This window comes from Bacillus sp. JAS24-2 (genome assembly GCF_008274905.1).
Lineage (GTDB): Bacteria > Bacillota > Bacilli > Bacillales > Bacillaceae_G > Bacillus_A > Bacillus_A cereus.
This window is the reverse complement of sequence record NZ_CP031068.1, coordinates 4,108,961-4,130,483: the sequence shown is the minus strand read 5'-3', so window position 1 is coordinate 4,130,483 and position 21,523 is coordinate 4,108,961. Positions and strand designations below refer to the sequence as shown.

The following is a 21,523-nucleotide window of genomic DNA, read 5'->3' as shown; positions in this document are numbered from 1 at the left end:
GAATGAAAATGACGTATTTATTATGTGTGTTTATTGAATTGCTGATCAACGCATTCTAAATCTTCATCAAATTTTTCATGTGTTCGCTCGATTAACTTATGGAACATATCTCCAACGTGTTCTTCTAAAACCCGAATGCCTTCCCCAGTAACGCCGCCTTTCACGCAAACCTTTTCTTGTAAGGTAGGTAATGTGAAGATTTCTTTTTCAAGTAATTTCCCCATCCCCACGACCATTTCACTTACTAAAGTAGTAGCCTCTTCGTGTGTAATATTTGTTTTATCTACAGCAGCGTTAATGAAGCATTGTAGTAAATAACTAAAGAAAGCAGGACCGCAACTTGCTATATCAGATGAAACGCGCGTTATATCTTCTTTTATTACAAGAGGTGTAGAAATGTTTTTGAATAGACGAAGTAGTTTTTGTTGCCATTCTTCAGAGCAATTATCTCCAAATGTAAATAGTGAGGCGCCAGAGAGAGCGCGATTTGTGATACTTGGAATGATACGCGCGACGTGGCAAGGTACGAGAGTCTCTAATTGTGATGGAGATATTGGACTTGTAATAGAAACTAAGCACGTTTCATCAGAAAAATGTTCAGCGTATTTTTTTAGGATAGGGTATATATCTATCGGCTTAACACAAATAAAAATAAGTTGTGATTGTTCGATTACTTCCGGGATTGTTTTTGCTATCTGAACAGAAGGGTATTTTTCTTTTATATGATATGCTTTTGCGGGCGTCCGATTAATGATTGTAAGGCAAGAAGGTTTGACAGCACGGGTTTCTAAAAATGCATCGATTAGTATATTTCCCATGTTTCCTGTCCCTATAATTCCTATGTTCAAAGTTTCATCCCTCCTTCGTAACAGCTTTCTCCTAAACAATATGAATGATGTTATAAATTTATGATTAGAGGTGTAAAATGATGTGGGATTTTCCGAAAAAGTGGTTAGGTTTAGTAGCTATTATTGGAACTTTACTTTTTCTTGTTTTTTGGAAAACGAATCAGAATGTAGAACGAACGCCTATTACAATGAATGTACAAGAGAAGGAGATAGAAAAAAAGGGTAAACCGAAAATATCGGATACAAAGGAACAGAAAAGAACAATTATAATTGATGTGAAAGGAGCGGTTAGTAAAGAAGGGGTATATGAAATGAAGGAAGGAGATCGCGTAAAGGATGCGGTTCAAAAGGCTGGTGGTTTTTTATCAGAAGTAGATATGAAAAAAGTAAATTTAGCACAAATTGTACAAGATCAAATGCTTCTTTATATACCGAGTAAAAATGAGTCAGAACAAGGGGTGCTTACTTCTTCTAAGGAAGATGGCAAGATTCGAATAAATACAGCGGCGAAAGAACAACTAGAAAAAATTACAGGGATTGGCTCTCGAAAGGCAGAAAGTATTTTGAAATATCGAGAAGAACATGGTCCGTTTCAGAAAATAGAAGATTTATTAGAGATTGATGGGATTGGTGCGAAGTCTCTTGAAAAGATAAAAGGTCAAATTATTATTCCGTAAAAGATTGACGAAGTTTTTCTTCTTTCGCTACACTACAAGTAGACAAAAAAGTAGGTGAAAAATATGGAACGAATTTCATGGGATCAATATTTTATGACGCAAAGCCATCTACTATCTTTGCGTAGTACATGTACAAGGCTTGCGGTAGGAGCGACAATCGTTCGCGATAAACGAATTATTGCTGGTGGGTATAATGGTTCAATTAAAGGTGGCGTACATTGTATAGATGATGGTTGTTACGTAATCGATAATCATTGTGTTCGGACAATTCATGCCGAAATGAATGCTTTATTACAATGTGCCAAGTTTGGTGCGAAAACAGAGGAAGCAGAAATTTACGTTACGCATTTCCCTTGTTTACAATGTTGTAAGGCAATTATTCAAAGTGGTATTACAGCGGTTTATTATGCACAGGATTATAAAAATCATCCATACGCCATAGAGTTATTTGAACAAGCGAACGTAACAGTGAAGCACGTTCCGCTAGAATATGATATTGCTGCATTAGAGGAGCAAAAACGTTATACAGAGTTGAAAGAATTATTTGCGTCTTTAGAAAAAGATAATTTATCAATGGAAGAATTACAGCATGTATTCACGAAAGCAAAAATGATGCTATAAGGAGTGAGTATAAGTTGCAGGAACAATGGGGGTATGTTGCAATCTCGTTTATAATAGGGGTTGCAATTGCCTTTTCATCGTCACTTTTATTGATAGTTTTTTGCCTCTTTTTAAATGTTTTCTTCTGTTTATATCGCACTTCGCGTAAAACCTTCATTTTTTGTATTGTAGCGTACTTTAGTAGCGCTATATACACTTCCTATGTTCAAACGTGGAATAAGCCTCTAGGGGAGTCCTATGGAGTTACAAGAGGGGTTATACAAAATACACCGCTTGTTAATGGGGATCGCCTATCTTTTCAATTTGAAGATCAGAATAAAAATATAGTGCAGTTAAGTTATAGAATCAAATCAGTCTTGGAAAAGAAAAAAATGCAACAATTATACGCAGGGATATCATGTGTATTCGAGGGTGAGAGGAAAGAACCGGAAACAGCTCGGAATTTTCATGGTTTTAATTACCGTGATTATTTATACAAACAACATATTCATTTTACATTTGAGGCTACATATATTTCTGAATGCTATAAAACATCACTGTCGCTCACGCAATGGATTCTTCTTTTGAGGCAACAAGCAATCTCGAAAGTTACAGAAATGTTTCCAGAGCAATCAGGTGCTTTTATGAATGCATTAATATTTGGTGATAGACAACAAATGACGTTTGAAGTGGAAGAGCAATATCAACAATTTGGTCTTGTACATTTGTTAGCAATTTCAGGTTCGCACATTGTATTGTTAATGGTGATAGTATATTTTATTTTGCTAAGAAGCGGTGTGACAAGGGAGGTAGCAACAATTTGCCTTATCGTTTGTATTCCTTTGTATATGGTTTTAGCAGGGGCGTCACCCTCTGTTATAAGAGCTTCTATAACAGGAGTTTTGATGTTGATTGCTTTTATGTGCTCGATTCGTTTGTCTAGTTTAGATGCTTTAAGTGTAACAGCTATATGCATGCTTATATATGACCCTTATCTTGTTTTTAATATTGGATTTCAGTTTTCTTTTGTAGGTAGCTTCGCTTTACTTTTGTCTGCTCCGTTATTGTTAGGAAGTAGCAACGGAGTAATCCGGAATTCTATTTATATTTCTATCATTTCACAGCTCGTTAGTACTCCGATTTTGTTATATCACTTTGGTTATTTTTCTCCATATAGCATTCTCCTCAATCTCTTATACGTTCCGTTTTTATCTATCATTGTATTACCATGTAGCATTATTATTTTACTGTGTATGCCAATTGTCCCGTTTCTCGCAAAAGGATTTGCCGATGTATTATCAATAGGCTTGAGTATGTCTAATGATTTTCTAAGTTATTGTGAAAGTTTACCATTTACCCAGCTTATCTTCGGGGAAACGCCCTTCAATCTTGTAGCTGTATATTGCGCGAGTATTGTCAGCATATTGATGGTTTGGGAACGGAGAGCGCCGAAAAAAATAGTTTGTATAGTTGCGAGTGTATTTCTTTTTATTAGCACATGTCATTATATATATCCATATTTTAGAGGAAGCGGAAGTGTAACATTTATTGATGTTGGACAAGGTGATGCAATATTAATTCGCCTTCCGTATGATAAAGGGATTTATCTTATTGATACAGGTGGAACGCTTCGTGTGAATAAGGAAGAATGGCAACAAAAAAAGCATGAATTTTCTGTTGGAAATGATGTTTTAATACCCTTTTTACAAAAAGAAGGTATTAAAACAATTGATAAATTAATCGTAACGCATGGAGATGCAGATCATATAGGTGCTGCGCAAGAATTATTATCATATATACCTGTAAAAGAAGTGGTATTTGGCCGAAAGGGAAAAGATGCAGTATTAGAAAAAGTAGTCAAGAAACAGGCATTAGAAAAGGAAATGAAAATAACTGAAGTGGGGGAAGGGGAGAGTTGGAGTGTAAATGAAGCGGAATTTTTTGTTTTAGCTCCAAAAGGAAAAGAAAAAAGTGAAAATAACGCTTCAATTGTAATATGGGCAAAATTTGGAGGGTTGAAGTGGCTATTTACAGGCGATTTGGAAGAAGAAGGGGAAAAGATTTTAGTAGAGGCATATCCAGATTTACAAGTAGATGTTTTAAAAGTTGCTCATCATGGGAGTGATACGTCATCTATAGAGCCTTTTTTGAACGTCATACAGCCTCGTGTAGCGATTATATCTGTTGGTAAGCAGAATAGGTATGGACACCCGCATAAAGAAGTGATAGAGCGTTTTGAGAAGATGGGGAGTGCGATATGGCGCACGGACAAGCAAGGTGCTATTTCCTATGTTTTTAAAGGGAAAAATGGAACCTTTAAAAGTAAAATCACATATGATAAAACACATAATAGATGAAAAAGAGAAGACTGCCATGAAGTGGCAGTCTTTAAGAACCGATAAATTTAATAACAGTTGCAATGATGAAAAGTGTTGCGAAAAAACCAAATGAGACGATAAATCCTACCCCTGAATCAATAGCGTCATTGCGTTTACTTTGAACGTTTTGTTCAAAATCATTCATTTAGAATCCCTCCCCAACATTCCACTTTAGTATAAAATATTGTCAGAAAAAAATCTACAATTTCCATATGAAGAGAAAACGAGCTTTTTTGTTACTTGTAAATCATGAAGTAATGTGAGTTTTTCGTTTCCAAGCATGTTAACAGTTGGCACTTATACTCAAATTTTTATTGCGAATAATAAAGGGAAGGTGATTACCGCACACCAATAAGAAACCCGGGGCTTATTGCGTGGCGTTTAATATAAATAAAGGGACGGGTTATAAAGCCTGTTCCTTTGTACTTGTAAAACAAAAGCTAGGGCATTAGTATAAATATATATTGCCAAGTTAGGGAGTAGGAAAAAGTATGAGTGATATACATAAAAAAATTAAAAAGAAACAGTTTGCTCCGTTATATTTAATATATGGAACGGAAGCTTTTTTTATAAATGAAACGATAAAGCTTATTACGACAGAAGCACTTGAAGAAGAAGATCGAGAGTTTAATGTTGTGACATACGATTTAGAAGAAGCGTATTTAGAAGATGTGGTTGAGGATGCGCGTACGCTTCCTTTCTTCGGAGAACGGAAAGTACTGTTAATAAAATCACCGCTATTTTTGACTTCGCAAAAAGAAAAGTTAGAGCAAAATATAAAAATTTTAGAAGAATACATTGGTGAACCTTCTCCATTTTCTATTCTTGTTTTTGTTGCGCCTTACGAAAAACTTGATGAGCGAAAAAAAATTACAAAACTATTAAAGAAAACAGCAGATGTAGTAGAAGCGAATGCAATGCAAGTACAGGATGTTCAGAAGTGGATTGTTGCTCGTGCAGATGAAGTGCATGTGCATATTGATAACGCGGCTGTTAGTTTGTTGCTAGAGCTTGTGGGAAGTAATGTAACGATGTTGGCGAAGGAAATGGACAAGTTAACGTTATACGTTGGTATGGGCGGAGAGATTACGACGAAACTTGTTGCAGAGCTTGTGCCAAAATCAGTTGAGCAAAATGTATTTGCTTTGACAGAAAAAGTGGTGAAAAAAGATATTGCAGGTGCAATGCAAATTTTGGATGGATTATTTACGCAGCAGGAAGAGCCGATTAAATTGCTTGCGTTATTAGTGAGTCAATTCCGCTTGTTGTATCAAGTGAAAGAGCTACAGCAACGTGGTTATGGACAAAATCAAATTGCGTCTCATATTGGTGTACATCCGTATCGTGTAAAGTTAGCAATGAATCAAACGAAGTTTTTCTCTTTTGAAGAATTAAAAAAAGTGATTATAGAATTAGCGGAAGCTGATTATAGTATGAAGACGGGAAAGATGGATAAGAAGCTTGTGCTCGAATTTTTCTTAATGCGATTAAATCATATGTGATGACACAAAAAAGTTCATGCACTTAGTGTATGAACTTTTTTGTATATAAAAAAACGATCCAAATGGATCGTTTTTTAAACGCCTTACGCGTTTACTTGTTTCGCTAAGCGAGATTTTTGACGAGCTGCAGCGTTTTGGTGGATAAGACCTTTACGAGCTGCTTTGTCAAGTTTTTTAGAAGCAGTTTTGAAAGCTTCTTTAGCATTTTCAAGATCGTTATTAGTAACTAAAGCTTCTACAGTTTTAACAGCAGAACGCATGTCAGACTTGATAGAAGCGTTATGTGCACGACGCTCTTCGCTAAGTTTAGCGCGTTTGATAGCAGATTTGATGTTTGCCATACTTTTCACCTCCCTGGTGCAATCGAATGACTCGATTCTTACATAGAACAAGTGATATTCTATCAAACGGTGAAGAGAATTGCAATAGTATATCCATGAAATTTCACGTAAAGGAAAGAATGACCTTATATAACTTTGGGAAATCTAACGATATTTACTATGAATTACGGAGGAGATACGATGAAAGAACCATTAGATTTAAGTAAATATAGCATTAGAACTGACCTTGCTGTAGAAGCTCATCAAATGTTGCAAGAAAGCCAAGAAGAACAAAAAGGGATACAGGGAGTTATTGTAAAAGAGAGAGAAGAAGAAGGTACTATAATTACAAAAGTAACGATTGATGAAGCTGCCTCTGAAGCGATGGGGAAAAAACCTGGAAATTATTTAACACTTGAAGTACAAGGGATACGTCAGCAAGATACAGAACTTCAACAAAAAGTGGAGCGTATTTTTGCAAAAGAATTTTCTTGTTTCTTAGAAGAGGTTGGAGTTACAAAAGAAGCAAGCTGTTTAATTGTAGGTCTTGGGAATTGGAATGTAACACCAGATGCTCTTGGACCGATAGTTGTAGAAAATGTATTAGTAACGAGACATTTGTTTCAATTGCAGCCTGAAAGTGTAGAAGAAGGATTTAGGCCTGTTAGTGCAATTCGGCCGGGGGTAATGGGGATTACAGGAATCGAAACGAGCGATGTTATTTATGGAATTATTGAGAAGACGAACCCGGACTTTGTAATTGCAATTGATGCATTAGCTGCCCGTTCTATTGAACGAGTAAATAGCACGATACAAATTTCTGATACTGGAATCCATCCTGGATCGGGGGTTGGGAATAAACGTAAAGAACTAAGTAAAGACACATTAGGTATCCCTGTTATCGCAATTGGTGTTCCGACTGTGGTCGATGCTGTTTCGATTACAAGTGATACGATTGATTTTATTTTGAAACATTTTGGTCGAGAGATGAAAGAAGGAAATAAACCTTCACGATCTTTGTTACCAGCGGGATTTTCATTTGGAGAAAAGAAAAAATTAACAGAAGAAGATATGCCGGATGAAAAGAGCAGAAATATGTTTTTAGGTGCTGTTGGTACATTGGAAGAAGAAGAAAAAAGAAGGCTGATTTATGAAGTGCTATCTCCTCTTGGTCATAATTTAATGGTAACCCCAAAAGAAGTAGATACTTTTATTGAGGATATGGCGAATGTAATAGCGAGTGGTTTAAATGCAGCGCTACATCATCAAATTGATCAAGATAATACGGGAGCATATACACATTGAGGGGAACAGATGATTATGGTTTGAGTCGCTTTGCGCTTTTGTGTATATGTAGTGTAGCTTTATGTTTACTTATGATGATAGCAGGAGTGGCACTTGCTAACCATGGTTTGAAAAGTATGAAAGGCTATCAGCAATTGTCATATGAACAAATAGCTCATATGACAGGGACAGAAAGTACAGGTGCTGAATCAGAAATTTTGGGTAGCTCGTTTTCGGCCTCAGAAAAACAACAGCAATTAGAACGTTTAAGAAGTTTTAATGTTGTAGAAGGAATTGGGATGGCGGTAGCAAGTGTAGCTTATGAAATGACGAAGTTCGGGACAGATATAGTTGTTGGGAAAATAAAAGGAATTTTTAGCTAAGAGTAACATGGGAGGCGGTTGTTTTACTGATTTGTAAGACAGCCGTTTTAAAATTTGAAAAGGGTTTGTCTCTTATGGTTTATTCGCATAAGATATAGATAGAATGATTTGTATCGTAAGCAGCACGAGTTTTCATTGAATCTTTGTTGCTCTATTGATATAATCAGTGCTAGTGTATATTGGCGAGACTATTAGGAGTTGAGAACATAGATGAATAAAGAAGAAAGAGCAAAAAGACAGTCCAAAATTCGTAATTTCTCTATTATTGCTCATATTGACCACGGAAAATCAACGTTAGCAGACCGTATTTTAGAGAAAACAAACGCGTTAACACAACGCGAAATGAAAGCTCAGTTGCTTGACTCTATGGATTTAGAGCGTGAGCGTGGTATTACAATCAAATTAAACGCAGTACAATTAAACTATAAAGCAAAAGATGGTGAAGAGTATATTCTTCATTTAATTGATACACCAGGACATGTCGACTTTACGTACGAAGTATCTCGTAGTTTAGCGGCTTGTGAAGGCGCGATTCTTGTAGTAGATGCAGCGCAAGGTATTGAAGCGCAAACGTTAGCAAACGTATACTTAGCGCTTGATAACAATTTAGAAATTTTACCAGTTATTAATAAAATCGACTTACCAAGTGCGGATCCAGAACGTGTACGTCAAGAGGTAGAAGATGTAATTGGTTTAGATGCATCAGAAGCGGTACTTGCTTCTGCGAAAGCTGGAATTGGTATTGAAGAAATTTTAGAACAAATTGTTGAAAAAGTACCAGCTCCTTCGGGTGATTCAGAAGAGCCATTACAATGTATGATTTTCGACTCTTTATATGATCCGTACCGCGGTGTAATTGCTTATATCCGTGTTGTAAATGGAACAGTAAAAGTTGGCGATAAAGTACGTATGATGGCAACGGGTAAAGAATTTGAAGTAACAGAAGTAGGTGTATTTACACCGAAAACTACGCAACGTGACGAGTTAACAGTAGGTGATGTAGGTTTCTTAGCAGCATCGATTAAAAATGTTGGTGACACACGTGTTGGTGATACGATTACACATGCGAAACGTCCAGCTGCAGAGCCGTTAGCAGGTTACCGTAAGTTAAATCCGATGGTATTCTGTGGTCTGTATCCAATTGACTCTGCTCGTTATAACGATTTACGTGATGCATTAGAAAAATTAGAGTTAAACGATTCTGCTCTTGAGTTTGAACCAGAAACATCTCAAGCGCTAGGATTTGGTTTCCGTTGTGGTTTCTTAGGGCTTCTTCACATGGAAATCATTCAAGAACGTATTGAACGTGAATTTAAGATTGACTTAATTACAACAGCGCCAAGCGTTATTTATAAAGTTTATTTAACTAACGGTGAAGATGTTATTGTTGATAACCCATCTAATATGCCAGATCCACAGTCTATCGATCGTGTAGAAGAGCCGTTTGTGAAGGCTTCAATTATGGTTCCGAATGACTATGTTGGAGCTGTAATGGAGATTTGCCAAGGTAAACGTGGAACGTTTATTGATATGCAATATTTAGATGAAACGCGTGTTACATTAACATATGAAATCCCGTTATCAGAAATCGTATATGACTTCTTCGATCAATTGAAATCAAATACGAAAGGGTATGCATCATTTGACTACGAGTTAATTGGCTATAAACCATCTAAACTTGTGAAAATGGATATTCTTTTAAATAATGAACAAGTGGATGCTTTATCATTTATCGTACACCGTGATTCAGCGTATGACCGTGGTAAAGTAATCGTAGAGAAATTAAAAGAATTAATTCCGAGACAACAATTTGAAGTGCCAATTCAGGCGACTATCGGAAATAAAGTTGTAGCACGTTCTACAATTAAAGCGATGCGTAAAAACGTACTTGCAAAATGTTACGGCGGTGACATTTCTCGTAAGCGTAAACTTCTTGATAAGCAAAAAGAAGGTAAAAAACGTATGAAGTCTGTTGGTTCTGTAGAAGTACCGCAAGAGGCATTTATGGCTGTACTGAAAATGGATGACAACTAATATTTGAAATAAAAAAGAAGTCGTTTGTGCGGCTTCTTTTTTCTGTATAATTACTTTTTAGACATCTGAGCAGCTCTCATTTACAATAATGAGAGAGCTTTTTAGTTCATATAGAGTTAGGAGATTGTTAATGTCCGAAAATATTCGAAAAGATATTCAAGATAAAATACAAAATGGTAATTTTAATTGTGAAAAGGAATTGACGCTTTCTATTATTAGTGGAAAGTGGAAAGTTGTGATACTGTGGCATCTTGGTGTGGAAGGACCACATCGTTTCAGTGAATTACAACGGTTATTCCCAAGCATTTCTCATAAAGTTTTGTCGAACCAATTAAAAGAGTTAATGGAAGATGGAATTGTTGATCGGACAGTATATCCCGAAATTCCTCCTCGCGTTGAGTATTATATGACGGAACTAGGCATGTCACTTTTACCGATCGTTGAAATGATGTATGATTGGGGAAAAATGCGAATGGAACAAATTCGTAATACGTTAGAGAAGTAGAGAACCCTCCGGAGTGCGGAGGTTTTCTTTTTAGAAAGGTAGGAGTTATATTTGGTACAAGCTGCATATATTCATATTCCGTTTTGTCAGCACATTTGTCACTATTGTGATTTTAATAAAGTGTTTATTGAACGCCAACCGGTTGATCAATATTTAGATTATTTAGAGAAGGAAATAATAAATACGGTTCAAAAAGTTCCGTTTGATAGTATAAAAACGATTTTTGTGGGCGGGGGAACTCCGACAGCGTTAAATATGGAACAGACAAAAAAATTACTCGAGATTATTAATCGTCATTTGCGTCCGTTCGCCCCAAATTGTGAATTAACATTTGAAGCGAATCCAGGAGATCTGCCGAAAGAGAAGTTGAATGTACTGCTAGAAGGTGGAGTGAATCGAATTAGTTTTGGTGTGCAAACGTTCCGTGATGAACTGCTTGAGAAAATCGGGCGCAAGCATACGAGGGAAGATGCATTCCTCGCGATTCGAGAAGCACAGGAAGTAGGATTTAAAAATATTAATGTAGATATTATTTATGCTTTGCCAGGACAGACGATAGAAGATGTAAAAGAAACATTAGATATTGCTTTTACGCTTGGTGTACAACATTTCTCTGCATATTCATTAATTGTGGAACCTAAAACAGTGTTTTATAACTTAATGAACAAAGGGAAATTGCGTCTTCCGGGTGAAGACCATGAAGCGAAAATGTATGAAATAGTAATGGATGAAATGGAGAAACACGGTTATAACCAGTATGAAATTAGTAATTTCTCAAAAGGTGACAATAAAAGTAGACATAATCTCACATACTGGAATAATGAAGAGTATTATGGATTTGGAGCTGGAGCTCATAGTTATGTGAACGGGGAACGTATTCAAAATGTAGGTCCGCTGAAGCAATATTTTAATAAAATTGATGAAACAGGATTTCCGTATTTAGATGTTCACAAAGTGACGGAGAAAGAAAGAATGGAAGAAGAGCTGTTCTTAGGGCTTCGAAAAACAAAAGGTGTTTCTAAAACGGCGTTCCGCAATAAATTTAATGTAGAGATGGATCAAGTTTTCGCGAAGCAGTTACAAAGCAACCAAGAGCAGGGATTGCTTGAAGAGGAAGATGGACATGTGCGTTTAACGCGAAAAGGAAAATTATTAGGGAATGAAGTATTCCAATCATTTTTGATTGACTAATTAAATGTTCCATAGGCGTGAAAAAGTTTCATTATTTCGTGACGTTTCCGTTGACAATTGAATGTCAATTTTGGTAAGTTATTAATAGATTTAGCACTCAAAGACAAAGAGTGCTAACAGAGGTGATGATGAGATGCTTACGGAACGTCAGCTCTTAATTTTACAAACAATTATTGATGACTTTATTGGATCAGCGCAGCCCGTTGGGTCTAGAACGTTGGCTAAAAAAGATGAAATTACATTTAGTTCAGCTACTATTCGAAATGAAATGGCGGACTTAGAAGAATTAGGTTTTATTGAAAAAACGCACAGTTCTTCTGGACGTGTTCCTTCTGAGAAAGGCTACCGATTTTATGTAGACCATCTTTTAGCACCGCAAAACTTACCGAACGCTGAAATTGTACAAATTAAAGATTTATTTGCTGAAAGAATTTTTGAAGCGGAAAAAATTGCACAACAATCTGCTCAAATTTTATCAGAACTTACGAATTATACGGCCATTGTTCTTGGACCGAAGTTAAGTACAAATAAACTTAAAAATGTACAAATTGTGCCGCTTGATCGTCAAACTGCTGTCGCTATTATTGTAACCGATACAGGGCATGTACAAAGTAAAACGATTACCGTTCCGGAATCTGTTGATTTATCAGATTTAGAAAAAATGGTTAATATTTTAAATGAAAAGCTATCTGGCGTACCGATGGAAGAACTTCATAATAAAATCTTTAAGGAGATTGTTACAGTTTTACGTGGGTATGTTCATAATTACGATAGTGCAATAAAAATGTTGGATGGTACATTTCAAGTTCCGTTATCGGAAAAGATATACTTTGGAGGAAAAGCAAATATGCTTTCGCAGCCAGAGTTCCATGACATTCAAAAGGTTAGATCTTTACTTACCATGATTGATAATGAAGCCGAATTTTATGACATTTTGCGTCATAAACAAGTCGGGATTCAAGTGAAAATTGGTAGGGAAAACTCTTCGACGGCTATGGAGGATTGTAGTTTAATTTCTGCAACATATTCAATCGGCGAAGAGCAACTTGGAACAATTGCTATTTTAGGTCCTACGAGAATGCAATATTCTCGTGTAATTAGTTTGTTACAGTTATTTACGAGACAATTTACTGATGGACTTAAAAAGTAAATGAGAGTAATACATTCGCTCAAGTGATGAAATTTTCATTGCTGTGTGTAATATATAATGCTTAGGTAATCATGCTATGCATGATACCTAATACCTTTTAAGGAGGTGAATATTGTGGAAGAGCGTAACGAACAAGTGGTAGAAGAAGTAAAAGAAGCGCAAGTTGAAGAAGCTGTCACGCCAGAAAACAGTGAAGAAACTGTAGAAGAAAAAAGTGAGGCTGCTCTTTTACAAGAAAAAGTAGATGAGCTACAAGCGAAACTAACGGAAACGGAAGGTCGCACATTACGTCTACAAGCTGATTTTGAAAATTATAAGCGCCGTGTCCAAATGGATAAACAGGCTGCTGAAAAATATAGAGCACAAAGTCTAGTTTCAGACATCTTGCCAGCTCTTGATAATTTTGAAAGAGCAATGCAAGTGGAAGCGACTGATGAGCAAACGAAATCCTTGTTACAAGGTATGGAAATGGTGCATCGTCAATTGTTAGAAGCGCTGACTAAAGAAGGTGTGGAAGTGATTGAAGCTGTTGGTAAACAGTTTGATCCTAATGAACACCAAGCTATTATGCAAGTGGAAGATAGTGAATTTGAATCAAACGCGGTTGTGGAAGAATTCCAAAAAGGTTATAAACTAAAAGACCGTGTGATTCGCCCATCAATGGTAAAAGTAAATCAATAATTTACATAAAACTAGGAGGATTCGCCATGAGTAAAATTATCGGTATTGACTTAGGTACAACAAACTCTTGTGTAGCTGTTATGGAAGGTGGAGAACCAAAGGTTATCCCAAATCCAGAAGGAAACCGTACAACACCTTCTGTTGTAGCTTTCAAAAATGAAGAACGTCAAGTTGGGGAAGTTGCAAAGCGCCAAGCAATTACAAACCCAAATACAATCATGTCTGTTAAACGTCATATGGGTACAGACTACAAAGTAGAAGTTGAAGGTAAAGATTATACACCTCAAGAAATTTCTGCAATCATTTTACAAAACTTAAAAGCTTCTGCTGAAGCATACTTAGGTGAAACAGTAACGAAAGCTGTTATTACAGTACCTGCATACTTCAACGATGCAGAGCGTCAAGCAACGAAAGATGCTGGTCGTATCGCTGGTTTAGAAGTTGAGCGTATTATTAACGAGCCAACAGCAGCAGCACTTGCTTACGGTTTAGAAAAACAAGACGAAGAACAAAAAATCTTAGTATATGACTTAGGTGGCGGTACATTTGACGTATCTATCCTTGAGTTAGCAGACGGCACATTCGAAGTTATTTCAACTGCTGGTGACAACCGTCTTGGTGGCGATGACTTTGACCAAGTTATCATCGATCACTTAGTAGCTGAGTTCAAAAAAGAAAATAACATTGATTTAAGCCAAGATAAAATGGCGCTTCAACGCTTGAAAGATGCAGCTGAAAAAGCGAAAAAAGATCTTTCTGGTGTAACACAAACTCAAATTTCATTACCATTCATTAGTGCTGGAGCTGCTGGTCCATTACACTTAGAATTAACGTTAACAAGAGCGAAATTCGAAGAGCTTTCAGCAGGTCTTGTTGAAAGAACATTAGAGCCAACTCGTCGTGCATTAAAAGACGCTGGTTTTGCTCCAAGCGAATTAGATAAAGTTATTCTTGTTGGTGGATCTACTCGTATCCCAGCTGTACAAGAAGCTATTAAACGTGAAACTGGTAAAGAGCCATATAAAGGTGTAAACCCTGATGAAGTTGTAGCATTAGGTGCTGCAGTTCAAGGTGGCGTACTTACTGGTGATGTAGAAGGCGTTCTATTATTAGACGTAACTCCACTTTCTTTAGGTATTGAAACTATGGGTGGCGTGTTCACGAAATTAATCGAGCGTAACACTACAATTCCAACAAGTAAGTCACAAGTATTCTCGACAGCTGCTGATAATCAACCAGCAGTAGACATTCACGTATTACAAGGTGAGCGTCCAATGTCAGCTGACAACAAAACGTTAGGTCGTTTCCAATTAACTGACCTTCCACCAGCACCACGTGGTATTCCACAAATCGAAGTAACATTCGATATTGATGCGAACGGTATCGTTAACGTACGTGCGAAAGACTTAGGAACAAGCAAAGAGCAAGCTATTACAATCCAATCTTCTTCAGGTCTTTCTGATGAAGAAGTAGAACGTATGGTACAAGAAGCGGAAGCAAATGCTGACGCTGACCAAAAACGTAAGGAAGAAGTAGAACTTCGTAACGAAGCTGACCAACTTGTATTCCAAACAGACAAAGTTGTAAAAGATTTAGAAGGTAAAGTAGATGCAGCTGAAGTTGCAAAAGCAACAGAAGCGAAAGAAGCATTACAAGCTGCAATTGAGAAAAACGAGCTTGAAGAAATTCGTGCGAAAAAAGATGCTTTACAAGAAATCGTACAACAATTAACTGTTAAATTATACGAGCAGGCTCAAGCAGCTGCCGGTCAAGCAGAAGGTGCGCAAGGTGCACAAGACGCTGGCGCAAAGAAAGACAATGTAGTTGACGCTGAGTTTGAAGAAGTAAAAGAAGACAAGTAATTCAACTGTAAACATAATAAGTAAGATGACAAAAAGTCAAAGTCAAGCGTGCCTTGACTTTGGCTTTTTTCACGAATGAGAAGCGATGTGTGAGAATCTTAAGTTTTTCGCTTTGCATACTGTAAGTGAGGAAACTTTGTTGCAAAGCACTTTCTTTCGGTGTTAAAATTACGTTTATGTGAAAGATTCGGGGGTTGTAAATTTATGAGTAAACGAGACTATTATGAGGTCCTTGGACTTAGCAAGGGCGCTTCAACAGATGAAATTAAAAAAGCGTATCGTCGTTTGGCTAAAAAATACCATCCAGACGTAAGCAAAGAAGAAAATGCAATTGAAAAGTTTAAAGAAGTACAAGAAGCATACGAAGTGTTAAGTGATGATCAAAAGCGTGCACAGTACGATCAATTTGGTCATGCTGGTGCAAATCAAGGATTCGGTGGATTTGGCGGCGGAGGAGACTTCGGCGGTGGCTTCGGTTTTGAAGATATATTTAGTTCTTTCTTTGGCGGTGGCGGCGGCAGACGTCGTGATCCAAATGCTCCGCGCCAAGGTGCTGACTTACAATATCAAGTCACTTTAGATTTTGAAGAAGCTATTTTTGGTAAGGAATTAAATGTGGAAATTCCAGTAGAAGATCCATGTGATACTTGTAAAGGTAGTGGAGCAAAACCAGGAACTTCAAAAGAAACATGTAAACATTGTTCAGGCTCTGGTCAAGTGAGTGTAGAACAAAACACACCGTTTGGTCGTATCGTAAACCGTCAAGCTTGTGGTCATTGTTCAGGAACTGGACAAATTATTAAAGAAAAATGTACGACATGTCACGGTTCAGGTAAAGTTCGTAAACGTAAAAAAATCAATGTTAAAATTCCAGCGGGTATCGATAATGGTCAACAAATTCGTGTGTCTGGAAAAGGTGAAGCCGGCGTAAATGGCGGACCAGCAGGAGACTTATATGTTGTCGTTCATGTAAGAAATCATGAATTCTTCGAGCGTGAAGGAGATCACATTATTTGCGAAATGCCATTAACATTTGCGCAAATGGCGCTTGGTGATGAAGTGGAAGTTCCTACTGTTCATGGTAAAGTGAAGCTGAAAATTCCAGCAGGAACACAAACTGGAACAGAATTCCGCTTAAAAGGAAAAGGTGCTCCGAACGTACGTGGATACGGCCAAGGAGATCAATATGTAGTCGTTCGTGTTGTTGTACCGACGAAATTGACTTCGCAGCAAAAAGATTTATTACGTGAATTTGCAGGACAAGAAGAGCAGGATGATAGTTTATTCGGAAAGCTTAAACGTGCTTTCAAAGGGGAATAATGGAAATAAAAAATGGAGTTGGTAAATTGTGAAATGGTCAGAAATTAGTATTCATACAACAGAAGAAGCAGTAGAAGCTGTCTCTCATATTTTACATGAAGCTGGTGCTAGTGGAGTTGCGATTGAGGATCCAGCGGAGTTAACGAAAGAGCGCGAGCAACAATATGGTGAAATTTATGCATTGAACCCAGATGAATATCCGGCGGAAGGTGTATTAATAAAAGCGTATTTCCCGCAAACGGATTCTTTACATGAAACGATTGCAGGTGTAAAATCATCTATTGATGTGCTTCCATCTTACGACATCGAAATTGGTACTGGAAATATTACCGTTAACGAAGTCAATGAAGAAGATTGGGCTACTGCTTGGAAAAAATATTACCATCCAGTACAAATTTCTGATACATTCACAATCGTACCGACTTGGGAAGAATATACACCATCTTCTCCTGATGAAAAAATCATTGAATTAGACCCGGGTATGGCGTTTGGTACAGGAACTCATCCGACAACAACGATGTGTATCCGTGCTTTAGAAAAAACAGTACAGCCAGGTGACACTATTATTGATGTAGGAACAGGTTCTGGTGTACTTAGTATTGCGGCTGCAAAATTAGGTGCGTCTTCTGTTCAAGCATATGATTTAGATCCGGTTGCGGTTGAAAGTGCAGAAATGAATGTACGTTTAAATAAAACAGATGATATCGTGTCTGTTGGACAAAATAGTCTTTTAGAAGGCATTGAAGGTCCTGTTGATTTAATCGTAGCTAACTTATTAGCAGAAATTATTCTATTATTCCCTGAAGATGCAGCAAGAGTTGTGAAGTCAGGTGGATTATTTATTACATCGGGCATTATTGCTGCGAAGGAAAAAGTAATTTCTGAGGCGTTAGAACAAGCTGGATTTACAATTGAAGAAGTGTTACGAATGGAAGATTGGGTAGCAATTATTGCACGAAATGCGTAATATAGATTTTAGTCTATAATGAAAAGGGGAGTCTCTCACTATAAGGTGAGAGACTTGCCGTTTGTTATATGAAAAATGATAACGTTTCGTTCTTTTCGTAAGTGTTGACTTACGAAAGGAACGAAACTCTACTAAGGTGATTATATGCAACGTTATTTTGTAGAAGAGAAATATGTAAATGAGACAAGTATTCGCATTGTAGGTGATGACGTACATCATATCGCAAGAGTGATGCGTATGTCAGCTGGTGATCATATTTATTGCTGTGTAAACGGAAAAACAGCAGTATGTTCAATTGATGAAATTACCAGTGAATTTATTAATACGGCTATTGTAGAATGGGTAGAGGCGTCAAGTGAACTTCCTGTTTTCGTGACGATTGCAAGTGGACTGCCAAAAGGAGACAAGCTAGAGTTAATTTTTCAAAAAGGAACTGAGCTTGGGGCGGCTGCATTCTTACCATTTCAAGCATCTCGCTCTATCGTAAAATGGGATGCGAAAAAAGCTGATAAAAAAGTTGAGCGTTTAAGAAAAATTGTGAAAGAAGCTGCGGAACAATCACATAGAAGTGAAATTCCAGAAGTACATGCTCCGGCATCATTTAAGCAATTGCTTTCAATGAGTGGTGAGTATGATGTTTGTCTTGTTGCTTACGAAGAGGAAGCAAAACAAGGTGAGAAATCTAATTTTGCGAAAGCTTTAACGACAATGAAACCAGGTCAAAAGCTATTGATTGTATTTGGCCCAGAAGGCGGTTTAGCTGAGGAAGAGATTACAGCGCTTCGTGAACATAAATTTGTACCATGTAGTTTAGGACCAAGAATTTTAAGAACAGAAACGGCGCCGTTATACGCGTTAAGTGCTGCTTCGTATCATTTTGAATTGATGGGGTGATGATCAATGTCAACTGTTGCGTTCCATACGTTAGGTTGTAAAGTAAACCACTATGAAACAGAAGCCATTTGGCAATTGTTTAAACAAGGTGGTTATGAAAGAACAGAATATGAAAAGAAAGCTGATGTATATGTTATTAACACATGTACAGTAACGAATACTGGGGACAAAAAAAGCCGTCAAGTAATCAGACGTGCTGTGCGTCAAAATCCAGATGCAGTTATTTGCGTAACGGGATGTTATGCACAAACATCTCCAGCTGAAATTATGGCGATTCCGGGTGTAGATATTGTAGTTGGTACACAGGATCGTGAAAAGATGTTAGGTTACATCGAAGAATTCCGTAAAGAGCGTCAACCAATTAATGCTGTCCGTAATATTATGAAAACACGTGTGTACGAAGAACTTGATGTACCTTATTTCACGGATCGTACACGTGCGTCTTTAAAAATACAAGAGGGTTGCAATAACTTCTGTACATTCTGTATCATTCCTTGGGCGCGTGGTTTAATGCGTTCTCGTGATGGAAAAGAAGTTATTAAACAAGCACAACAATTAGTGGATGCAGGCTATAAAGAAATCGTATTAACGGGTATTCATACAGGTGGATACGGCGAAGACATAAAAGATTATAACTTAGCTGGATTACTTCGTGATATGGAAGCGGAAGTAGGCGGATTAAAACGTCTTCGTATTTCTTCTATTGAAGCGAGTCAAATTTCAGATGAAGTAATTGAAGTGTTAGATAAATCTGAAGTAGTTGTACGCCACTTGCATATTCCGTTGCAATCTGGTTCTAATACTGTATTAAAACGTATGCGTCGTAAATATACGATGGAGTTCTTCCAAGAGCGTTTAGATCGTTTGAAAGAAGCGTTACCAGGCCTTGCGATTACATCTGACGTAATCGTTGGTTTCCCAGGTGAAACAGAAGAAGAATTCATGGAAACATACAATTTCATTAAAGAGAACCGCTTCTCTGAGTTACATGTGTTCCCTTACTCAAAACGTACAGGAACACCTGCAGCACGCATGGAAGATCAAGTTCCTGAAGATGTGAAGAATGATCGTGTTCATCGTTTAATTGAGCTATCTAATCAATTAGCGAAAGAATATGCATCAGCGTTTGAAGGTGAAGTGCTTGAAATCATTCCAGAAGAGCAATTTAAAGACGGCGACCGTGAAGGGTTATATGTAGGGTATACAGATAACTACTTGAAAATTGTATTTGAAGGATCAGAAGAATTAATTGGTAAGCTAGTGAAAGTGAAAATTACGAAAGCTGGTTATCCATATAACGAAGCGCAATTTGTTCGTGTTCTTGAAGATGATGTAAAAAAAGAATCAGCTAGCGCATAAAAAGAGCGTGCAACCGGAAACGGTTTGCATGCTTTCTTTATTTGAAGCGGTTAAGTACTATAAGGTGGGGAGGCGTTTCATGCATCCCTGTATGAAAAAAGATGAAATGATAAAAATATAGTTGTCTTCATCAGTAAAGGATACTAGCTATTTGCATAACTTTTGAAAAGGAAATGCTTCTATTCTTCTTTTATTCTGCCAAATAGTTGACCTGAAGTGATAAAATGTATTATAATCGTAAAAGACATGCTGAAGAAGTGTTTCTTTTTGCATGCTGAAGTTAGTATGTAAGTGTGATGTTTCGGAGGGAGGGAAAGAGAATGTCAAAAACAGTCGTTCGTAAAAACGAGTCTTTGGAGGATGCACTTCGCCGTTTTAAAAGATCGGTTTCTAAAACTGGTACACTTGCTGAAGCAAGAAAGCGCGAGTTTTATGAAAAACCAAGTGTAAAACGTAAGAAGAAATCTGAAGCGGCAAGAAAGCGTAAATTCTAAGAGAGGGTGTAAGTTATGAGTCTTCTCGGTCGTTTAAACGATGATATGAAACAAGCGATGAAGAATAAACAAAAAGAAAAATTAACCGTTATTCGTATGGTTAAGGCTGCTTTACAAAATGAAGGTATTAAACTGCAACATACTCTTACTGAAGAAGAGGAAATAACAGTTTTAGCTCGTGAAGTAAAACAGTATAAGGACTCCCTCCTTGAATTTAAAAAAGCTGGTCGTGAAGACCTTGTTAATAAACTGCAAAGTGAAATTCAGATTTTAAGCGCATATTTGCCAGAGCAATTAACTGAAGAAGAACTAGTTGATGTAATCAAGCAAGTTATTTCTGAAGTTGGTGCGACTTCTAAAGCAGATATGGGTAAGGTGATGACTGCTGTTATGCCGAAAGTAAAAGGTAAAACAGACGGATCACTTGTGAATAAGCTGGTTATCCAGCTATTAGCGTAAAAAAACGTCTCATTTCGTATGAGACGTTTTTTTATTGTTCTTATTAAGGAGAAACGCTATATTGCTTAAAAAGGGTTTCTATAAGTGATAGAAACCCCTCTAGTTAAAGTTTCAATTTATTATTTCCTTGTATAATTCCGATTCTACACCTATTCTTACTTCCTTGACTAAAACTTCTTTCGCAAATAAAAGCTAAGTACCGAACCTTCTGAAAATCAGATTGAAGTTTTATAGCTTGCTCTTCAGCATAATCCTCAAAGGTAACGAAAGAGATTCTAACTATTTTAGATTTTGCATCAGTTGCATAAAATGGCCGGATATTACTGTCGATAATTTGTTTTATAACATTCGAAATTTCTTGACTAAAGCCAATTTACTTTCGTATTTCCTCATTTATTAATTCATTTTTTAATGAACCCTAATATTTTTTGAAATTCATATAACAACCATCTATAAAATATTCTTACTTACAACGTAACATTCAGAGTGGAGAAATTTTCTTTTTTTTTGATTTTATCCCTCATTAACGGGCAGCCCGATTGGTGAGGGGGGATTAAAGTTTCACTTTATCTCATTTGTCCAATAAATGACAACTACTTATTCTATGGTCAGTAT

The 21,523-nt window shown here is 37.0% G+C and carries 21 protein-coding genes; 18 read left to right on the top strand and 3 right to left on the bottom strand.

Annotated elements, in window-relative coordinates; translation table 11 throughout:
* Positions 1-20: 20 nt before the first annotated feature.
* Positions 21-848: a late competence protein ComER gene (gene comER, locus DN407_RS21435; RefSeq protein ID WP_001020560.1), complete on the bottom strand. Its 828-nt coding sequence runs from the start codon at positions 846-848 to the stop codon at positions 21-23.
* Between the two features lie 77 nt (positions 849-925).
* Here comER and DN407_RS21430 point away from each other — a divergent pair, with 77 nt between their 5' ends.
* The 3 genes from DN407_RS21430 (at position 926) to DN407_RS21420 (ending at position 4,482) form a co-directional block, all read left to right on the top strand.
* Positions 926-1,525: a helix-hairpin-helix domain-containing protein gene (locus DN407_RS21430; protein ID WP_000989929.1), complete on the top strand. Its 600-nt coding sequence runs from the start codon at positions 926-928 to the stop codon at positions 1,523-1,525.
* A 63-nt stretch (positions 1,526-1,588) separates the two neighbouring features.
* Positions 1,589-2,146: a ComE operon protein 2 gene (locus DN407_RS21425; RefSeq protein ID WP_000439773.1), complete on the top strand. Its 558-nt coding sequence runs from the start codon at positions 1,589-1,591 to the stop codon at positions 2,144-2,146.
* Between the two features lie 14 nt (positions 2,147-2,160).
* On the top strand, positions 2,161-4,482 hold the full coding sequence (locus DN407_RS21420) for a DNA internalization-related competence protein ComEC/Rec2 (protein ID WP_097796374.1): 2,322 nt from the start codon (positions 2,161-2,163) through the stop codon (positions 4,480-4,482).
* A 31-nt stretch (positions 4,483-4,513) separates the two neighbouring features.
* Here DN407_RS21420 and DN407_RS21415 read toward each other — a convergent pair whose 3' ends face one another.
* A complete protein-coding gene (locus DN407_RS21415) occupies positions 4,514-4,648 on the bottom strand; it encodes a YqzM family protein (RefSeq protein WP_000997609.1) in 135 nt (44 codons plus the stop codon).
* A gap of 346 nt (positions 4,649-4,994) precedes the next feature.
* Here DN407_RS21415 and holA point away from each other — a divergent pair, with 346 nt between their 5' ends.
* Complete coding sequence (gene holA / locus DN407_RS21410) at positions 4,995-6,005, top strand: DNA polymerase III subunit delta (protein WP_001279908.1); 1,011 nt, start codon at positions 4,995-4,997, stop codon at positions 6,003-6,005.
* An 83-nt stretch (positions 6,006-6,088) separates the two neighbouring features.
* On the opposite strand, the gene rpsT is transcribed toward holA, so the two are convergent.
* Positions 6,089-6,346, bottom strand: a complete 258-nt coding sequence (gene rpsT, locus DN407_RS21405; RefSeq protein ID WP_001274011.1) for a 30S ribosomal protein S20 — start codon at positions 6,344-6,346, stop codon at positions 6,089-6,091.
* A 180-nt stretch (positions 6,347-6,526) separates the two neighbouring features.
* Here rpsT and gpr point away from each other — a divergent pair, with 180 nt between their 5' ends.
* The 14 genes from gpr to DN407_RS21335 all read left to right on the top strand — a co-directional run bounded on the left by gpr (position 6,527) and on the right by DN407_RS21335 (position 20,908).
* Entirely contained in the window at positions 6,527-7,630 is a 1,104-nt protein-coding gene (gene gpr, locus DN407_RS21400) for a GPR endopeptidase (protein WP_000662616.1), read from the top strand.
* Complete coding sequence (locus DN407_RS21395; protein ID WP_001215034.1) at positions 7,627-7,992, top strand: YqxA family protein; 366 nt, start codon at positions 7,627-7,629, stop codon at positions 7,990-7,992. Before gpr ends, DN407_RS21395 begins: the two co-directional genes overlap by 4 nt.
* A gap of 210 nt (positions 7,993-8,202) precedes the next feature.
* Complete coding sequence (lepA, locus tag DN407_RS21390) at positions 8,203-10,026, top strand: elongation factor 4 (RefSeq protein ID WP_001030951.1); 1,824 nt, start codon at positions 8,203-8,205, stop codon at positions 10,024-10,026.
* 130 nt (positions 10,027-10,156) lie between these two features.
* Positions 10,157-10,531 carry a winged helix-turn-helix transcriptional regulator gene (locus DN407_RS21385; protein WP_001293539.1) on the top strand — a complete coding sequence of 125 codons (375 nt, stop codon included), beginning with the start codon at positions 10,157-10,159 and terminating at the stop codon, positions 10,529-10,531.
* A 51-nt stretch (positions 10,532-10,582) separates the two neighbouring features.
* Positions 10,583-11,722 (top strand): radical SAM family heme chaperone HemW, encoded by a 1,140-nt coding sequence (hemW, locus tag DN407_RS21380; protein WP_000249427.1) that lies wholly within the window; start codon positions 10,583-10,585, stop codon positions 11,720-11,722.
* A gap of 133 nt (positions 11,723-11,855) precedes the next feature.
* Positions 11,856-12,872: a heat-inducible transcriptional repressor HrcA gene (gene hrcA / locus DN407_RS21375; protein WP_000954941.1), complete on the top strand. Its 1,017-nt coding sequence runs from the start codon at positions 11,856-11,858 to the stop codon at positions 12,870-12,872.
* 114 nt (positions 12,873-12,986) lie between these two features.
* A complete protein-coding gene (gene grpE / locus DN407_RS21370; protein ID WP_000392711.1) occupies positions 12,987-13,553 on the top strand; it encodes a nucleotide exchange factor GrpE in 567 nt (188 codons plus the stop codon).
* A gap of 26 nt (positions 13,554-13,579) precedes the next feature.
* Complete coding sequence (gene dnaK, locus DN407_RS21365; protein WP_000034700.1) at positions 13,580-15,415, top strand: chaperone protein DnaK; 1,836 nt, start codon at positions 13,580-13,582, stop codon at positions 15,413-15,415.
* A 204-nt stretch (positions 15,416-15,619) separates the two neighbouring features.
* Positions 15,620-16,735 (top strand): molecular chaperone DnaJ, encoded by a 1,116-nt coding sequence (gene dnaJ / locus DN407_RS21360; protein ID WP_000043947.1) that lies wholly within the window; start codon positions 15,620-15,622, stop codon positions 16,733-16,735.
* Positions 16,736-16,763: 28 nt separating this feature from the next.
* Positions 16,764-17,702 carry a 50S ribosomal protein L11 methyltransferase gene (prmA, locus tag DN407_RS21355; RefSeq protein WP_000872103.1) on the top strand — a complete coding sequence of 313 codons (939 nt, stop codon included), beginning with the start codon at positions 16,764-16,766 and terminating at the stop codon, positions 17,700-17,702.
* A gap of 144 nt (positions 17,703-17,846) precedes the next feature.
* Positions 17,847-18,596: a 16S rRNA (uracil(1498)-N(3))-methyltransferase gene (locus tag DN407_RS21350; protein WP_001190159.1), complete on the top strand. Its 750-nt coding sequence runs from the start codon at positions 17,847-17,849 to the stop codon at positions 18,594-18,596.
* Between the two features lie 6 nt (positions 18,597-18,602).
* The gene (gene mtaB, locus DN407_RS21345) at positions 18,603-19,955 is read left to right on the top strand and encodes a tRNA (N(6)-L-threonylcarbamoyladenosine(37)-C(2))-methylthiotransferase MtaB (RefSeq protein ID WP_000108679.1); all 1,353 of its coding nucleotides are present in this window, start codon (positions 18,603-18,605) and stop codon (positions 19,953-19,955) included.
* Positions 19,956-20,275: 320 nt separating this feature from the next.
* Positions 20,276-20,449 carry a 30S ribosomal protein S21 gene (gene rpsU / locus DN407_RS21340; RefSeq protein WP_000048061.1) on the top strand — a complete coding sequence of 58 codons (174 nt, stop codon included), beginning with the start codon at positions 20,276-20,278 and terminating at the stop codon, positions 20,447-20,449.
* A gap of 15 nt (positions 20,450-20,464) precedes the next feature.
* Positions 20,465-20,908, top strand: coding sequence for a GatB/YqeY domain-containing protein (locus tag DN407_RS21335; protein ID WP_000054562.1), 444 nt, complete (start codon positions 20,465-20,467; stop codon positions 20,906-20,908).
* The last annotated feature ends 615 nt before the right edge of the window (positions 20,909-21,523 follow it).

What these genes read in the sequence shown, in the direction of transcription:
- rpsU (WP_000048061.1), top strand. Translation starts at nt 20,276, where the DNA reads ATGTCAAAAACAGTCGTTCGTAAAAACGAGTCTTTGGAGGATGCACTT.
- holA (WP_001279908.1), top strand. Translation starts at nt 4,995, where the DNA reads ATGAGTGATATACATAAAAAAATTAAAAAGAAACAGTTTGCTCCGTTA.
- gpr (WP_000662616.1), top strand. Translation starts at nt 6,527, where the DNA reads ATGAAAGAACCATTAGATTTAAGTAAATATAGCATTAGAACTGACCTT.
- dnaK (WP_000034700.1), top strand. Translation starts at nt 13,580, where the DNA reads ATGAGTAAAATTATCGGTATTGACTTAGGTACAACAAACTCTTGTGTA.
- DN407_RS21425 (WP_000439773.1), top strand. Translation starts at nt 1,589, where the DNA reads ATGGAACGAATTTCATGGGATCAATATTTTATGACGCAAAGCCATCTA.
- rpsT (WP_001274011.1), bottom strand. Translation starts at nt 6,346, where the DNA reads ATGGCAAACATCAAATCTGCTATCAAACGCGCTAAACTTAGCGAAGAG.
- hrcA (WP_000954941.1), top strand. Translation starts at nt 11,856, where the DNA reads ATGCTTACGGAACGTCAGCTCTTAATTTTACAAACAATTATTGATGAC.
- DN407_RS21430 (WP_000989929.1), top strand. Translation starts at nt 926, where the DNA reads ATGATGTGGGATTTTCCGAAAAAGTGGTTAGGTTTAGTAGCTATTATT.
- DN407_RS21350 (WP_001190159.1), top strand. Translation starts at nt 17,847, where the DNA reads ATGCAACGTTATTTTGTAGAAGAGAAATATGTAAATGAGACAAGTATT.
- DN407_RS21415 (WP_000997609.1), bottom strand. Translation starts at nt 4,648, where the DNA reads ATGAATGATTTTGAACAAAACGTTCAAAGTAAACGCAATGACGCTATT.
- DN407_RS21385 (WP_001293539.1), top strand. Translation starts at nt 10,157, where the DNA reads ATGTCCGAAAATATTCGAAAAGATATTCAAGATAAAATACAAAATGGT.
- lepA (WP_001030951.1), top strand. Translation starts at nt 8,203, where the DNA reads ATGAATAAAGAAGAAAGAGCAAAAAGACAGTCCAAAATTCGTAATTTC.
- dnaJ (WP_000043947.1), top strand. Translation starts at nt 15,620, where the DNA reads ATGAGTAAACGAGACTATTATGAGGTCCTTGGACTTAGCAAGGGCGCT.
- DN407_RS21335 (WP_000054562.1), top strand. Translation starts at nt 20,465, where the DNA reads ATGAGTCTTCTCGGTCGTTTAAACGATGATATGAAACAAGCGATGAAG.
- mtaB (WP_000108679.1), top strand. Translation starts at nt 18,603, where the DNA reads ATGTCAACTGTTGCGTTCCATACGTTAGGTTGTAAAGTAAACCACTAT.